This is a genomic window from Paenibacillus sp. RC84, from assembly GCF_041260495.1.
Taxonomy (GTDB): Bacteria; Bacillota; Bacilli; order Paenibacillales; family NBRC-103111; genus Paenibacillus_F.
In genome coordinates this window covers 54,322-69,365 of the sequence record NZ_JBGBYL010000007.1, presented here as the reverse complement: position 1 = coordinate 69,365, position 15,044 = coordinate 54,322, and the positions used below count along the sequence as shown (strand labels likewise).

Sequence of the window (15,044 nt, the reverse complement as noted above, 5' to 3'; positions counted from 1 at the left end):
TTGATTTTTTCAATTGCCGGGACTAAACGTTTAGCTTAGTAATCTTAGTCACGATCTCATCGGCATGTATCAAATAAGGACCTTCCAAATTCATATCCAGCGTGCAGTCAAAAAGGGATTCAACCCGCTGTATAATTTCAAAGAAATCCCGCTTATCCACTTCCATCGGTCCCTGTTTAAACGTTTCCACAAGCTCGTCCCCATCCTCGCCGGTCACACCGGAAATCGCATAGATCACTTGATACAAACAGTTCCGTTCTTTGTTATCCATCCCGTCTCGCCCTCTCTTATCCGGTTGTTTGGAGATGTGAACGGTTGTTCAGACTCTCCAGGAGAAAACTGCTGCTAGTCGGATCGTAATGAATGATGTGCATCGCCGTATTGCTTGCTTTGATTTGCCATTGCAGGAGCTGTTCGTTCCCGAGTCCTAGAAAAAACAGGATGGACAGCTGGATGCTGAAAGCGTGGGTAAAAATGACGATGTTGCACGCTTCTTCGGCATACTTCCGAAACAGATCCTTATAGAACCGCTCGATCCGTTCCCGCTGTACGTCAAGCGACTCCAAGCCCTTTACGATCTCCAAATGAGGCGACCGGATCCGCTGCTCCAGATACAGATCCCACTGCCCCTGCGTAATCGGCGGGATAAAAGACTCCGGAGCTTTCAGCTCGCTCAAACGCTCGTCTTCGATGAAAGGCACGGCCGGAAACCGCCCTTGGAAAATGGCCGCCGTTTCCCTCGCCCTTTTCAAAGGGCTGGAATAAATGACCGACGGCGTCAGAGAAACCGGGTATTCATCCCGGAGCTTCACAGCCTGGCCGATCCCCGCTTCCGTCAGCTCGCAATGAGGATCGTAAGCGTCCATAAGAGCGTCGTCCTCCAGAATATTGCAGTGGGCCTGCGCATGACGGATTAAAATCAATCGCATGCTATCTCTCCTTCCGTCGGATTGTTCGCTGCGGTACCCTAGACCGGATTCCAAATTCCTTCCTTCACCCGGCTGAAATGAATAAAATCCTCCTCGCTGTACATGGAACCCAGTAACACGGCTTTTACGCCGAGTTTATAATACTCATTCAAATAAGCGGCCACTTGTTCGTAATCCCCGACTAACACGGGACTGTAAATTCCGCCGTTCATGTACCCGCCCATCCAGAAGACTTCATCGTACGTCTCACTCGCTAAAGCCAGTTCGGCCAGCGTCCGCTGCCAGCTTGATTCCGAATTTTTTTTCATCCGGAGCTGGATCGACCCCTGCCGGTTGCCGGGATAACGGGTATGAGCGACCTTCCATGCTTCCTCCGCCGATTCTCTGGCAATGATCTCGATTCTTATGGCGCTTTGAACAGGCGATCCCTGCACCTTTTCGCTAAAATGGCGTTTAAAATGTTCCAGCGGTCCCGGATGAGTAACGACGAAATCCGCCGCTTTCAAACCCGTTTCAAGCCCTTCCTCGGAAGAACCGGACATAAATATGCGCGGGAAAAGCTGTTTGTCCGGCAGCGAAGGCTTGAACTCCAAATTATTCAGCTCATAATAATCGCCTTTGAACGAAACGGCAGAATCGGATTCCAGGAGCAGACGGAGCACCTGAACATATTCGTACAGTTTCTTGTAGCGGGACGAATGGTCGATATAGCCCCCGGTTTGCTGGAGTTCGCCGGTAACGGCGCCGGTGATCATATTCAAGTCAATCCGCCGGTTGTACAAATAAGTGAAGCTCTGAATTAATTTGGCCGCCGTATAGGGAGGATACATATAGGGCTGAAGCGCAATTAGAGGAACATGACGTTCCGTATGCTGCATAATAACCGAGCTGACGGCCCAAGGGTCCAATACGGAATGGTTAAAAAACGACAGGGACCCGACTATGCCGTAAGCATCGGACAGTTGAGCGATTTTGACGGAGTTTTCCATGAATTCTTTTTTGGCCGCATAATGGTTGACGCCTGGAATTTGGCAATAATACTGAATCGTATCCAATGCAATCATCCCCCTGCTTTTCGTATATTGGGCTTTCTATTTGTCCACAAAGAGGAGATTCGATTCGGTCTGCAACTGGGTCGCGACTATATCATCCGCCGTTCCTTTCCGTCTGATCAGCTCGTATGAACCGTTCCGTTTGAGAATTTCAATGGGGGTCGGATGCCCCAGAAAATGAACCGGGCTGAAGCTCAGTCCGTAGGCGCCCGAGTTCAACACACACACGAGGTCGCCCGGATACAAGGCCGGCACATGGACATCCTTCCCCACACAATCCTCGGGCGTACAGAGAGGACCGGCAATGGTGACTTTTTCGAGTTCGCGACGGCCGGAGTCTTCCCTAACGGGAATACATTCCATAGGGTAATTGCTCCGCATACTTCTTCCCCGGAAAGTGGAGGCCGCATGGTGGTGCATTCCCCCGTCTACGATCACAAAAGTCTCTCCCTTGGACGTTTTACGGTAAAGCACCTCGGTTACATACACGGCCGCTTGAGCCAATAAGTATCTTCCGCTTTCGATAATAAAGGTCGTTTGAGGGAACAAGGAATCTCTGGCCTCTTGAACGTAATCACTGATCGTTTGAGTAATTCTGCCGATATCCAGCGCCTTTTCGTGTGAAAAATACGGGACTCCGAACCCTCCGCCAAGATTAATAAATTCACAGACGATTCCGTATCGTTCATACAGGCTTCTGCCTAGATCTACGGTATATTTCATTGACTCGATAATGCTGTCGGTATTCAGATTCTGGGTTCCCGTATAGACGTGTATCCCGATAAATTTGGTGAATTGAAGAGACCGGATGGCATCAATTACGGCATCCAGCATGGATTCGTCCATCCCGAACTGTCGGGGTACCCCGCCCATTTTAATGGCCGTGCTGCCGAAGCTTTTGTCGGGGTTGATCCGGATCGCGACGCGGGCCGTTTTGTTTTCTTTTTCAGCCAGTTCTTCTATGTAAAAGAGTTCTTCGACGGATTCCGCGATGATGCAGTAAATCCCGCTTTTAACGGCCATCTCCAGCTCGCTTCGCTTCTTCCCCGGTCCCGAGAAAATGATGTTTTCGGCTGAAAATCCGGCATGCCGTGCTAAAGCGAGTTCTCCGGCGGATGCAACCTCGACGCCAAGCCCCCACTGCCGGAACAACTTGGCCAGATGAATATTGTTATTCGCCTTTAGGGACAAATAAAACTGAATCGCGGGGTTCGTCCGGCTTCTTAATTGCCGGTAATGCGCTTCGATAAAATCGCCGTCATACAAATAAAAAGGAGTCTCAAACCTTTTCGTTAAGGCCGTGATTTCAGCTTGATCCAGGTTCATCCGCAAGTCTCCTTCCTTCTTCATGACTTAATGAACAGCCGTTGTCATTTTCGTGTTCAGCTCGTCAAGCAGGCTTCGGACCTTTTTCAACTCTTCGGAATTGTGGGCAGAGACTAACACAAAGAGCTTATAGGTGTTTTTAAAGGCTCCCGAAGCCTTGCAGAAATTGTATAGATCGATTTCGACCGGTAAATCGCGGGTCACTTCCGAGAGATCGTTTACGTAATCTTCAAAATTCAGATCCGCCCTGGAATTAAACACCAGCACCCTGCTTTCGACAAACTCATAACGCTTCTTCTGTTCGATAACCAAAGGAAGAATATAGGTGACCTGAGTGAGCCTGGCATTAATCTCGATAACCGGAATCAGTTCTCCGTTCGTATCGATGATCGAATCGATCCCAAGCACGCCGGTATACCCCATCTGCCGTATCAGTTCTCCTGCCCGCAAAATTTCTTCGCGATAATCGGCCGCTTCCGATTGCGATAAGGCAGGCGTGAAATTCGTTCCTTTGTAGACACCGTTCGGGTCTACGATTTGCTCGGTGACGGCCAGAAGATGGACTTCATGTTCGGAAATGAAAAGCTGAGACGTCAGGCTGAGACGGTGGGGATGCCAGCCTTCCAGGAGCAGGTCGACGTTTGTCTGGCGGTTTCGAATATAATTCAGCAAAAAACGGAAGTTCCGTTCGTTGTCGATGACTTTGAGACCTTTACCCGACGAACCGTATGGAACTTTTAACACGCACTTGGAAAAGCCGGCGGAAATGAGCTGATCGTAGGCATGCTCCAAGCTCTCGATATCGCTGCAGAAATAACCGGTTGTGACGTTGAACCCGTTCCGCTCCATAAGTCTTCTCGTGTTGAACTTATGATTGATTTCCCGGCAGACCGACAAATCCGGCGCAAGGATATCCAAGTGCGGATACCGCCGCTTCAGCTCAAGCAGGTGATCCGAAACGATGAACGGGATAACCGTATAACCCGCCAGGTCAGGCACTTGCGAAAGTTCGTCGCGACAAATTATCGACGGCAAGGAGAGGCGGCGCTCTTTCCAATAATCGAGAAAGGCTTGCTCCGGCATCGTATGAAAAAACACCGTGTCCTGCGGCCTCGCCAGAAAGAGAAGCTGATGCTCCTGCTGCACGACAATCTTCTCGGATTGAGGATCCTTGACGGAGGGAAAGTAATTAGACGCCTGGCTGTCCTGGTCTTCGCCGATATTCATGTACCACAGGATTTGTTTGCCGTTCAGACGATAATAATCCAGCGGATGAGTGAACTTCATAAGGTACCCTCAAGTTTATCCGTCACATGTTCCGTAATTTTCCGCACCGTTGAAAAATTTTCTACGATCAGTTCGTCGTCGTTGAACGTGATACCGAATTGGCTTTCCAAACTGACGATCAGATTAACGGCGGTTACCGAGTCCAACCCAAGCAGAAACAAATCGGTTTCCGGGGTAATGGATTCCTTCGTCTGTAGAATTTCATTCACACAGGATACAATTTGAGCGGTCCGAACATTTTCCTGAGTTTCTAAAGACATCGCATTCAACTCCTTCTGTATTGGATGACGGTTTCCGCACAGCGGTTTATCCGCTTTTGGTGCCGTAACTAGCCGTAACGGCTCTTTAGCTTTCGCATAAAGTCGTCCTCTTGCTCTCTTAATTGCTGAATCTTGCAAGCTGCGCCGTCCCAGTCGATCTGCCCCGCGATCATGTACCGCCTGACGATGGTCGCGATATGGTTAGCGAGTTGATGATTGCGGATAAGCAGACCGACTTCCTCAGGGGCATCCTCTATATAATGAAGAAACTTGGAGAAAGCATGCCGGGATGCGGCGATTAAACGTAGACCGTGATCCATCGAGATCAGCCGGTTTTCCTCGTAATCACGCATATCGAGCAGCACCCGGTCATAGAAGATATAGTCGTCCTCGAAGGCTTGCAGCCACTGCCGGAACAAGGCCAGATCTTCTTGTTTGTTTTCCCGTATTTCCTCGTCGTTAAGTTCCAGAACCAACAATGTCCTCATCTGCCCGGACAGACTGTCGAAAGCCGCTTCCAAATGCGCAGCCGGCAAATATCCGTAAAGCCCGTCCCAATCTTCCACGTAGTACGCCTTTTTCTCACCGTCATAGCCCGTGACGACAAGCGAATGAGTGGAATGAATGGCATGGAAGGCTTCCTTCCGGTAAGGCAGATAATACTCGTCCCCCCATACGAAAACGAGTTTATGCCGGGCCAGCAAATCCTTTAAACAATCCGAAGCCTGGCTGAAGTCGGGAAAAGAAGTCCGAACAGGCACAATTCCTTTTCTTAGTAAATCATCGTCGGAAAAAGAAGGCTCCGAATACTTCCACTTGCTCTTTTTTTCGATAAAGATCTGGCGGTAAATTTCCGCTGTACTTTGATAACTGTTATAAAATAGAGGGATGACGGGGACCCGGTTTGAGTCCAAGTACGCGATTATCTGCGATTTTCTGCAATCGAAAAATTTCTCGTCATAACGAGTGAGGCACATCTTGCTTCTCCTCTATTCCGGATGCATGCTGCAACCGGTATTGTTTCCAGTCGGAAAACCTTGTTTGCAGGTAATCGTCCCGGTTGTAAACGTACGTCCAACCCAGATGTGTTCCGCCGCTCTCGTTTACTTGGCATTCGATTCGGTCAAATAAGTTCCTTGTATCCCCGGGACCGAAATACTCTTCCAGCTCATCTATCCGTTTCAGCGTTTCTTCCGAAACTTCATACCACTCGCCCGCCACCAGCTGATTGTCCAGCAATAAGCCGGGGTAACCGTTGCCGGTATCAACCAAGGAACCGGCTATGCTGGCCTTTCGTGAAAGCAGGGTGGCTTCTTTCATATACTTGTGATTGTTTTCTCCCTCACGCAGGGTCCCGTAGACAAATAATTTGGGCATGAAAATTCTCCCCTTTAAACGGCTTTGGTAAAAGCTTTCGTCCAGCTAATCATCGTCTTGAACTCCCTTACAGGGGCATGCGGTTTCCAAGATGATCGACGATGTTAAAATCAACCTCATTCCCAAGTGATTCCGTGAGGCGTTCGTACAAATGCCGGGCGATTTCAGCGGGTTCGTAAGGGGCGTCTTCTCCCCCCATTTCGGTTTTCATCCAGCCGGGGTGAACCGCAAGGACCTTAAAGTTCTCCGGCTTCAGTTCTCTCTCCAGCATACGGGTAAACATATTAAGAGCCGCTTTGGAGATACAATAACCGTATGTTTTCAAAGGAAGTTCAGAAATGCTTCCGGCCTCGGAGCTGATATTAAGAATGCTTTTGACCGCGCTGCTTTCCATCATAGGCTTGAGGTATTTGATAATGGCCATCGGACCCAAAACGTTCGTTTTCCACGTTTCTTCGAAATCCGCGATGTCCACTTCCTGGATCTTTTTGCATCGTATGCCTTCACGGGCCGCATTATTGATAATCGCGTCAAGCTTTGGCGTCACGGCGGTAATCAGGGAATAAGCCTGCCGGATTGAATCCTGGCTGCTTACATCCACGGGAATGATGCTCAGTTCTTCCTTGTATTTGGTTTTTAACGGGAGCAGCCGCTCGGCTCTGTTCATGTTTCTCACTCCGGCAAGAACGTGATGTCCCCGTTCCAGAAAAACCTCACAAAGACTAAGTCCCAGCCCGCGGTTCGCGCCGGTTATGAAAACGATCATGGGCTTCCCCCTTAAGAGTAGGTCAGAACGACCTGCAGAACTTCATGCGGATGTTTATCGATCATTTCGTAGGCTTTCGGCGCATCGCCGAACGGAATCCGGTGGCTGATCAGGTTACGGAGCTTCAGCTTGAGCAGCAGATCTTTCCCGATATTCCTTCTTCTCGCATCGTTATACATATGGCTGATGGAAGGATCGATCCCGAGGGTTTGCGAAGCGCGGATCGTAATCCGGTTCTGGTGAAATTCTTCGGAAAGATTCAGCACCGATTGCCCGCCCTGATACCAGCCTACGGCTGTAATTACCGTGTCCGGCGCCGCTATGCGAATCGCCTGATTCAAAGCCGTTGAATGACCGGATACTTCAAAGACGGCATCGGCACCCCGGTTATTCGTAATCTCTCTGATTTCCTTGGCGACATCCGTCCGATTCGGATTAAACACATGGTCGATTTCAACTTCCCTGGCGATGTTCAGTCTGTTCTCAAGCGGGTCCACTCCGACGACTGTGGCGCCGGACAGTTTGGCTAATTGAGCGATTAATTGCCCGACTACACCGAGTCCCGATACGACGACAACGTCCCCGATTTTCATTCTCGTGTCCAATACAGCGTTATAAGCCGTCATCAGGTTTGTGTAGAAGATGCCGAGCTCAGGCTCCAGCTTTTGGGGAAGTTTAAAAATCTTTTTGTGATGCTTGCACACGATCGTTTGATGCCTGCCGTGGGAAAAAACGATATCTCCGACCGAAAATCCTTCGACATCGGCTCCGACTTCAATAATTTTCCCTACGTTCGAATACCCGATAAACCAGGCGTCGTCCTCGCAGCTCCGGATCGGATATTTAACTTTGTGCTCTTCGGCCAGGTCCTCGAACAACCGGGTTTCGGAATCCATATCTCTTGTGAAATAGGGAGCGATTCCTCTGTAAGCTCCCATTTCCGTTCCGTGACTGATTCCCGAATAGAGGGACTGTATCCGGCATTCGCCGCTTTTTAACGGCAATTCTTCTGCCGTTTCCACGATTAATCGACTTGGACCCGTGTACGTTAAAATTTCCATGGAAAGCACTCCTTTTCTTTGTGTCAGGTTTGAAGCGGTTCGGAACTTATTGCCCGGAATACCCGCCAAACCTGAGTATCCGTTTCTTGTATCCAAAATAGCTCGGCTTCGCTAAGGATTTCGCCGTTATTGATTTTCGTTTCCGCCTCTTCGCCGAACAATCCGAGCAGCTGCGTTTTGTATTCCAATACAGCGGCTCTTTTTACCGGCGTGTAGACGCTGTTCCTCAATTCCAACTGACTCCATCCGTCCTGTAAAAACTCATTGTACTGCTGCCAGTACGGAAATTCGGAATAGAAGAGCACCGGATACCCTTGCGACATCAGCCTCAATCCGGCTTTGGTCAGCAGCTGGTGATCGACATGTTTGGAGATGGCGGGAAATACCCAGGTGAATTTCCGGGCAAGATCGCAGGACTGCAAATATTTTTCGATTTTAGGCAGGAAAATGTCTTCGTCCTGTTTGTCGGGAATGCCGAATAAGTCTTCCTCCGTCCGGTAATAAGGCTGCCCCTTATTTTCCCTGTAGATGGCATCCGGAAAGGACAGTACTTCAACCTGTACACCGGCAAGATGCCGGAATGCCTGCTGATCCTCCTGGAGGCGGCGCGCCACGAGTATGGACAAGTGGTCGCCCTCTATTTCATCCTCGAACAGTCCCAAATCCTCGGCCGCATACTGTCTGGCAATCTCGCCGGGCTGAAAGCGAACCGACGGGCAGCCCCCGAATACGGTCAGCACCTTGCAGGTGTGCCCCTGATTCACCAGTTCCATTAAAGTCGAGGCACACGACAAAATGACATCATCGAAGTGAGGCGAGATAAACATAAAAGCACGCTTATCCTGCTTCATCCTTACAGCCCTTCCCGGATCACTTCTTTTATGAGCGTTTTTCTGACAGGGGTAAGCAGGGATTGGTTATACACCGCCGGTTTTCCTACTCCGCTAAGTAAAATCATGCCCAAGTTATCCTCATCCAGCTTAATGTAGCCTCTCTTGTTATCGTGGATTAAATAATGGAAGATCGAATCCGGGTCCGATTTGAGCGGAATATCCTGCAAAGCCCCTATTTTATTTAAAAGCCAGTAATGTGCGGACACGTCATGCTCGGACATCAGGTTCATCCGGTTCGCTATTTTAGCGGCGTAAATCATGCCCACTGCAATGGCTTCTCCGTGCGTGATTCCTCCCTGCTCGGCAAGCTCGATCGCATGACCGATCGTATGTCCGTATTCAAAGATCAGCCCCTTCTTTTTCTCGTAAATATCTTCGCTTAATACCGACATTTTGGCCGATATGCAGAAGTTAATAAACGTCTCCAACTGCTTCGGAGAATACACGTTGGCTGAATTTAAGTCATCCTCTGTAAATTCTTTGTTATCGTTTTCCAGGATGAGCATATTTTTTACCAGCTCGCACATTCCCGCTTTCACCTGACGGGGCGGCGACTCCGACAAGATTCGGGTATCGGCGAACACGAAGCGGGGCGGATAATAAAAGCCGACCAGGTTCTTTCCGCTCGTTAAATTAACAGCCTGCTTAATCGAAAGAACCGAATCGGAGGCCGCCAAAAACGTGGTCGGGACGTGAATAAGCGCAATCCCGCGAAACATCATACCGGCCGCCACTCCGGCCACGTTCCCGGTTAACCCTCCGCCAACCGCTACGATAGCGGTTCTGCGGTTGGCTCCCAGAGCAATTGCCTGCTCTTGCAAATTGGTCACGGTTGAGAGGGTTTTGTATTCTTCTCCGCCCTGGAAGCGAAGAATATGTACAGGGGCGAGTTTGCCGAAGTACTCGGCGGCATGATGAACAATAGAGTCCGGTACCCCCGAGTCCGAAATCACGATATATTGATCGAATTCATCCCGGGGAATATAGGATTCAATAGATTCCAGAACTTGTTCGCCGAATGAAAAGTTAAAACACCGGTCCGCAAAACAAATTTGAGTAGTCGTCATGTTTAACCTCCACCGATCAAATTATCGAGAAGTTTGAGCTGTTTCTCATAGGGGAGCAAATCCGATGCCCCGTCAATCATGTTCCAAGCGGTCCTGAACGTTTGCTCGGTCGTAACCTCTTTTCCTCTCAGGTGTTTAAATTGCTCCGATAAGACATCGGTTACGTTCGCAAACCTGCGAATCAGGTCCACTTGGACGTCTTTGTCCATGCATAGGGAAAGCGACTGATTATCCCCCTCGAATAGAATGAGTCCCTGATTAAAGGCTTCCCGGTAAAACGCTTCTTCCAGTTTTTCGTCTCCGAATACCAGCTGAAAAATGGAACTTCCGTTGACTTCGATAGGCAAAGCCGACTGAGCGAACAGCTCCTTTAAGTTCCCGGTCAAGGCATGGCCGTAGAAACGTATCAAATCGTAGCCTTTACCGGTTTCCATTTTTTTCAGCGTTTCCAGGGACGACAGAATCGGCAGCATTTGGTAATAGGACGTATACGTGTGTTCCTTGGTCTCCGCCATAATTTCGTCCGTACTCACCAGGCATGAAATCCGGTGTCCGTTCGACAACCCTTTGGAGAAGACGTACATATCGGCCTTCTCGGCCGTCACCATCTCGAGCGATGATCCTTGACGGTGCCGGTAGCCTTGTTTCACATCGTCGCAGCAAACCAGGACTCCGTGTGCCCGGCATATGGCAAGGATTCTCTCTATCGTCGACGCCGATAAATACGTATAGTCCGGCGAGAACAGAACCAGGGCGACTTGATCCTTGTGTTCCGTCAAGGCGCGTTCCAATAGCTCGGGGATAAAGTAAAACTCGATCACCCCATCCTCATTCGGTTCCAGAAGGGCCCCCTGCTGCCTCCACATGGGATCCCAGCCGTGATACCCGGAGCTGAGGACGATTTTCTTGCCGCTGTAATCGCGTGCGGCATACACGGCCGCTCTGCAGGCGGCGGTGCCGGTCGCGTAGAACGACACTTTCGCATCCGGCAAAGCACTGTCTTTCTTAATCCGTTCGGCCAGCTCGATGATCGGTTTGGACGGACCCGTCACTATTTCCCGGTCCTGCTCCAGAAAATTCCGTAAAGCGGCGTTGAGGTGAGGATCGTTATGCCCCAATATAATCGAGCCCTTCCCGTTCATCAGGTCGATATAATTGCCCCCGTTGTAATCGAATAAGTAAGCCCCGCTTCCCCTTGAAAACATTACTCTTTCATTGCGGAAAGGATCGACCGGCGAATCGATATGAGTACCGAGTACAGCTAGCAGCTTTTCCGAATTTTCAACCAAATCCTGTTTCATTTCAACGCTCACTCCTTAGTCATGACATGCGGTACGGCAGATCAGATATACAAAATTTCTTTTTGAATGTCATATCTCTTTTTCCCGGAATCCGTCAGGCATTTATCCAGCTGTTGATTTTGCGCCTCGGTCCCGGCATAAGGGACGTACTGCAAGTCGTCGATGAATTGTTGTAAAATGTCTGGCTCCAAGGAGTCCGCATACGCGTTGAGCAAAACTTGCTTGGCACGTTTAAACGATTTTTTTCGTTTGGAGAGCTCCATGGCCATGTCGTTAACAGATGAAACGGTTTTGAAAAATTTAGCCGGACAATAGTGCAGCAGCTTGTCCGTCACACTGGATTGCAGCGCTTTATCCCAGGACGGCAGCGTCTCGATAACTTTGTTGGCGGCATCTTTGTGCTTCAGCAAGTTTCTGGACACGATATCGTAGGTTAACCGCAGGTCATGCAGCGCCTCCAGCTTGCCCACTGTCTCCAGAGGATAAATAGCCGCAAGGAATAAGGCGGTATAGGTTGCCGATTCATAATGCTCGAGCCATTCCGAATAATGACCGGCGCGCGCCATCCCGTCTTCCAGTACGGCGAGCTCACCGACCATACGATCGAACCCTTCCCGGTACAAGGAGAGCAGGCGGCTTCGCAGGGACGGCGAAAGACACAGGTACGTAAAGAAAGTGGACATGGCGAACAATTTCAAGTTGATAAACTGCCCTTCATCGTCAAAATGGACACGATAGTTTACCAGCTTCCGGAAAATATCTTTCCATTCGGGGTCATTAAATTGAGCGGTCAAATCTTCAACGGCAGAAAGCGGATTATGCGAAAAATCGTACGAGCTGTCTAAAACAAACCGGATGATGTGAAAAATCGTTTGGTAATCGCTTTGCTGAAGTGCGCCGTCTTCGACGGATTTTACGGTCATATAACAGGTCCAGGTTCCGGCTACCTTCTCGTAATGAGTGCGGAAACGATAAGCCTCGAACCAGTCGTTGCACTTGTTCATAAAGGACGCAAAAGCCGATAATCTCGCGATTTCGTCGTCATGTACGGAAGGAGGCTCGCTAAATTCGACAGAAACGGAATGCTTGTAGAACATAAACCCTGCCTTGTGCGTACACATCGCCAGCTCGATTTCAAAAAAGTCCTTTTGCATCCGCAGCAAACGGTTTTCCTGTTCGGAAAAAGATTGGGCGAATGCCACCATATCTTTGACGAAAAGAGGCATATGAGCGCCATTGGACGCGGGAACCAAATATAGCGACCACTGGTGCAGCACATTGTGCAGTTGATGCAAATTGGTTAACGACAAGTCTTCGGCAATACCGGCCTCGGCTTCTTGTATTCTTGTTTTCCAATGAATTTCTTCCAGGAAGTAATCTTCGATTTCCGCTTGCCGATCTTCTTGGACCCCGATCCAGTCAAGGAAGGTTTGAATCACTTGCTCGTTCTTATCGAACTGCCGGATTAAACCGAGCCATTCGGTTAACAGTCTGAGATACGCTTGATAATAAGACGGACTCCCGTCATCTATCACACTTAAAAGAATTTCTTTGGCCGATTTGTCATACGTTTCGACTACGGTATGAAAAATAGAGCTGCTTAACTCGCCGAGCGACTCGTATTTATTCATCTCGTTGTTCAAATCAACGAAAACCTCATTAAAATACGGGAATCTGCCGATGACGCTCAAATCGTACGGAATGATGGCAAACTCTTTGCTGACTAGAGAATAATTCCGGTAGAGATCGAACAAGTGCCGGTTCTCTATGGCATGCTTTAAAAATTGGCACAGGTGACCCGCGTTAAAAATCCCGTTGCGGGCTAGATCCAGAACGATCGGCAGGTCTTCATCCTTAACGGAAGAAAGAATGCCGATAAAGCTTTGGATCAGCGCCTCTTCCTCTCGCTTCGAATAAATGCACAAGGCGTCCAGATATTGCTCGAATAAAAACAGCACGTCCAGCCGCAGCTCGATTACGGCCGAATTCACGTTCATTTCCGCACGGACCCGCTCCAACAGCGTTTCCCGGTCCCGGCTGCTGCATTTGGCCAGCAGATGATGGATGCGCAGCACTTTCCAGTACACGAGCGTTTCATTAGACCGGCCCCGGTCTTCCGGCTGCCGTTCGAAATAAGCGGCGATGTTCCCGTCTTTGAGCAAGTTTTTCGCATGAAACAAGGCCAGGAAATAATTCGCCGATGCTTCCGGCCACTCACGGCTTTTTAGAAATGCGTCAACCGTTTCAGCCGTCAACCGTTCGGCCTCATTGGCGTAGTAACTCGGTGAGCGGACACCCTCTTCTCCGTGAAAAATGAAGCCGTAATCCGGATAGGCGCTATTTGCCGTCAAATGCTGTTTAGTCTTTTCCGAGAAGAAGGGCTTGTTCAACGCCTCGTTAAAGTGCTCGTCCGCCGATACCGCCATAGCTTCCCGCTGCTGCTTCTCTTCGCGATCCTGAACAAGAATGCAGTTATCCGGAAGAGGAATAATTTCCCTGGTCTCGTATTGCAATGCCTTGACTTCTTTGTTGTGGCTGTACAAACGGCACTGCAGGGAAAACGGATCAAGTACGATATAATTCATACTTTCCGGTATAAGCGTAATTTCGATACGAATGACCGGGATTCCGACCTGGTTAAACATAATTCCGGCATGTTCCGTTCTCGTGCCGAATTCCACCAGGATAGCGGCAATATCCTCCTTAACGTCTTTGCTGGTGTACTGAAGATAGGCGTTCCAGGCTTCGTTCAAGGTAACCGCCTTAATAAACTTGCCGAAGAACGGCTTGCCGCCCTGCGAGATGAACTCCTTTGCATCCAGACAAAGGGCGGCGTCCTTTTCCAATTCCTTTTTGGAGGAAGCCGACAGCTCGTAGACATGCTGGAACAAGCGGTAGTTCTTGGCCGGTCTTGTCTGCACCAGAAACAAGCTTTGCAGGTTCACTTCCTGAAAAATATGCCCCTGCCACAAGTTCAGCTCGTCGCCCGGCAGCAGATACCGGACACTATTGTTCGCTTTCACATGCTGCGTAGAGAAAAGATCGAATCCGAAAGCAATCTGCCCCGTAAGATTTCCGTCGACAAGTTCCGTTAAGCTTGTCATGGAAATCGTTCCGAAATCCGAGTCCCCTACCCATTCGCAATCAAGCGCATAGTCCGGCATGGTGCTGTGGAGGTTTTTAAGCAGACCGATGATCGTTTGTAAATCCTCTCCCTTGACATAAGGGGTTGCCTCATAAGGAACGGGATGGCCCGCATGCTCCGATTGGACCAACGGCTGGACAAAAACGGGAATAGGTTCATGATCGTGCAGATGCCGGTTCACGAAACGTCTATTCTGGTTCCTGGCGTGCTCCGTGCTTCCGCTGAGCATGACCTGCGCAAGCACCTCGTAAAAGTTATCCCTGCGCTCACAAACTAAACTGAGATAAGCGCCGGCATTCGTCGTTTCGTTTAAGTCTTCTTCCCCGGAGCTTCTGACAATCCATGGCAGGTCCCCGCAAACTTTTTTAATTTGATCGAACCGGGATGGTTCGCGCTGCTCTATGTACCGGGCCAGCCTACCTGGCAATTCTTCCTCGGTACCGCTGTATTGTTCCAGAAATTCAACGGCAGCTATAGGATCGATCGGATAAAGAGGGGGAATATGCGCTGTAAACGTTTCATTGTTCCGCAGCTCCAACAATCTCTCGCATTTTATTCCGAAGCTATTCATACAAAGCCT

The 15,044-nt window shown here is 49.5% G+C and carries 14 protein-coding genes; all 14 read right to left on the bottom strand.

Annotation, left to right across the window (positions count from 1 at the left end):
- Nucleotides 1-22: 22 nt before the first annotated feature.
- Nucleotides 23-271 carry a DUF6137 domain-containing protein gene (locus tag ABH899_RS16800; protein WP_369998406.1) on the bottom strand — a complete coding sequence of 83 codons (249 nt, stop codon included), beginning with the start codon at nt 269-271 and terminating at the stop codon, nt 23-25.
- Nucleotides 272-287: 16 nt separating this feature from the next.
- Nucleotides 288-929, bottom strand: a complete 642-nt coding sequence (locus ABH899_RS16795) for a histidine phosphatase family protein (RefSeq protein WP_009676453.1) — start codon at nt 927-929, stop codon at nt 288-290.
- 38 nt (nt 930-967) lie between these two features.
- Complete coding sequence (locus ABH899_RS16790; protein ID WP_369998402.1) at nt 968-1,993, bottom strand: LLM class flavin-dependent oxidoreductase; 1,026 nt, start codon at nt 1,991-1,993, stop codon at nt 968-970.
- 27 nt (nt 1,994-2,020) lie between these two features.
- Entirely contained in the window at nt 2,021-3,307 is a 1,287-nt protein-coding gene (locus ABH899_RS16785) for a type III PLP-dependent enzyme (RefSeq protein ID WP_369998399.1), read from the bottom strand.
- Nucleotides 3,308-3,334: 27 nt separating this feature from the next.
- Nucleotides 3,335-4,594 (bottom strand): ATP-grasp domain-containing protein, encoded by a 1,260-nt coding sequence (locus ABH899_RS16780; protein WP_369998396.1) that lies wholly within the window; start codon nt 4,592-4,594, stop codon nt 3,335-3,337.
- Nucleotides 4,591-4,854 (bottom strand): acyl carrier protein, encoded by a 264-nt coding sequence (locus ABH899_RS16775; RefSeq protein WP_009676518.1) that lies wholly within the window; start codon nt 4,852-4,854, stop codon nt 4,591-4,593. The genes ABH899_RS16780 and ABH899_RS16775 overlap by 4 nt, the downstream gene beginning before the upstream one ends.
- Nucleotides 4,855-4,922: 68 nt before the next feature.
- Nucleotides 4,923-5,831 carry a BtrH N-terminal domain-containing protein gene (locus ABH899_RS16770; RefSeq protein ID WP_369998394.1) on the bottom strand — a complete coding sequence of 303 codons (909 nt, stop codon included), beginning with the start codon at nt 5,829-5,831 and terminating at the stop codon, nt 4,923-4,925.
- Nucleotides 5,812-6,231, bottom strand: a complete 420-nt coding sequence (locus tag ABH899_RS16765) for a gamma-glutamylcyclotransferase family protein (protein WP_369998391.1) — start codon at nt 6,229-6,231, stop codon at nt 5,812-5,814. The genes ABH899_RS16770 and ABH899_RS16765 overlap by 20 nt, the downstream gene beginning before the upstream one ends.
- 67 nt (nt 6,232-6,298) lie before the next feature.
- Nucleotides 6,299-6,997, bottom strand: coding sequence for an SDR family oxidoreductase (locus ABH899_RS16760; RefSeq protein WP_369998388.1), 699 nt, complete (start codon nt 6,995-6,997; stop codon nt 6,299-6,301).
- 11 nt (nt 6,998-7,008) lie between these two features.
- Entirely contained in the window at nt 7,009-8,058 is a 1,050-nt protein-coding gene (locus ABH899_RS16755) for a zinc-dependent alcohol dehydrogenase (RefSeq protein ID WP_369998386.1), read from the bottom strand.
- Between the two features lie 23 nt (nt 8,059-8,081).
- Entirely contained in the window at nt 8,082-8,909 is an 828-nt protein-coding gene (locus tag ABH899_RS16750) for a PIG-L deacetylase family protein (RefSeq protein ID WP_369998384.1), read from the bottom strand.
- Between the two features lie 2 nt (nt 8,910-8,911).
- On the bottom strand, nt 8,912-10,018 hold the full coding sequence (locus tag ABH899_RS16745; RefSeq protein ID WP_218231100.1) for a 2-deoxy-scyllo-inosose synthase: 1,107 nt from the start codon (nt 10,016-10,018) through the stop codon (nt 8,912-8,914).
- Between the two features lie 2 nt (nt 10,019-10,020).
- A complete protein-coding gene (locus ABH899_RS16740) occupies nt 10,021-11,319 on the bottom strand; it encodes an aminotransferase class III-fold pyridoxal phosphate-dependent enzyme (RefSeq protein WP_369998382.1) in 1,299 nt (432 codons plus the stop codon).
- Nucleotides 11,320-11,360: 41 nt separating this feature from the next.
- Nucleotides 11,361-15,035 carry a hypothetical protein gene (locus tag ABH899_RS16735; RefSeq protein WP_369998380.1) on the bottom strand — a complete coding sequence of 1,225 codons (3,675 nt, stop codon included), beginning with the start codon at nt 15,033-15,035 and terminating at the stop codon, nt 11,361-11,363.
- Between the last annotated feature and the right edge of the window lie 9 nt (nt 15,036-15,044).

What these genes read in the sequence shown, in the direction of transcription:
- ABH899_RS16770 (WP_369998394.1), bottom strand. Translation starts at nt 5,831, where the DNA reads ATGTGCCTCACTCGTTATGACGAGAAATTTTTCGATTGCAGAAAATCG.
- ABH899_RS16750 (WP_369998384.1), bottom strand. Translation starts at nt 8,909, where the DNA reads ATGAAGCAGGATAAGCGTGCTTTTATGTTTATCTCGCCTCACTTCGAT.
- ABH899_RS16785 (WP_369998399.1), bottom strand. Translation starts at nt 3,307, where the DNA reads ATGAACCTGGATCAAGCTGAAATCACGGCCTTAACGAAAAGGTTTGAG.
- ABH899_RS16775 (WP_009676518.1), bottom strand. Translation starts at nt 4,854, where the DNA reads ATGTCTTTAGAAACTCAGGAAAATGTTCGGACCGCTCAAATTGTATCC.
- ABH899_RS16760 (WP_369998388.1), bottom strand. Translation starts at nt 6,997, where the DNA reads ATGATCGTTTTCATAACCGGCGCGAACCGCGGGCTGGGACTTAGTCTT.
- ABH899_RS16780 (WP_369998396.1), bottom strand. Translation starts at nt 4,594, where the DNA reads ATGAAGTTCACTCATCCGCTGGATTATTATCGTCTGAACGGCAAACAA.
- ABH899_RS16735 (WP_369998380.1), bottom strand. Translation starts at nt 15,035, where the DNA reads ATGAATAGCTTCGGAATAAAATGCGAGAGATTGTTGGAGCTGCGGAAC.
- ABH899_RS16800 (WP_369998406.1), bottom strand. Translation starts at nt 271, where the DNA reads ATGGATAACAAAGAACGGAACTGTTTGTATCAAGTGATCTATGCGATT.
- ABH899_RS16740 (WP_369998382.1), bottom strand. Translation starts at nt 11,319, where the DNA reads ATGAAACAGGATTTGGTTGAAAATTCGGAAAAGCTGCTAGCTGTACTC.
- ABH899_RS16795 (WP_009676453.1), bottom strand. Translation starts at nt 929, where the DNA reads ATGCGATTGATTTTAATCCGTCATGCGCAGGCCCACTGCAATATTCTG.
- ABH899_RS16745 (WP_218231100.1), bottom strand. Translation starts at nt 10,018, where the DNA reads ATGACGACTACTCAAATTTGTTTTGCGGACCGGTGTTTTAACTTTTCA.
- ABH899_RS16790 (WP_369998402.1), bottom strand. Translation starts at nt 1,993, where the DNA reads ATGATTGCATTGGATACGATTCAGTATTATTGCCAAATTCCAGGCGTC.
- ABH899_RS16765 (WP_369998391.1), bottom strand. Translation starts at nt 6,231, where the DNA reads ATGCCCAAATTATTTGTCTACGGGACCCTGCGTGAGGGAGAAAACAAT.
- ABH899_RS16755 (WP_369998386.1), bottom strand. Translation starts at nt 8,058, where the DNA reads ATGGAAATTTTAACGTACACGGGTCCAAGTCGATTAATCGTGGAAACG.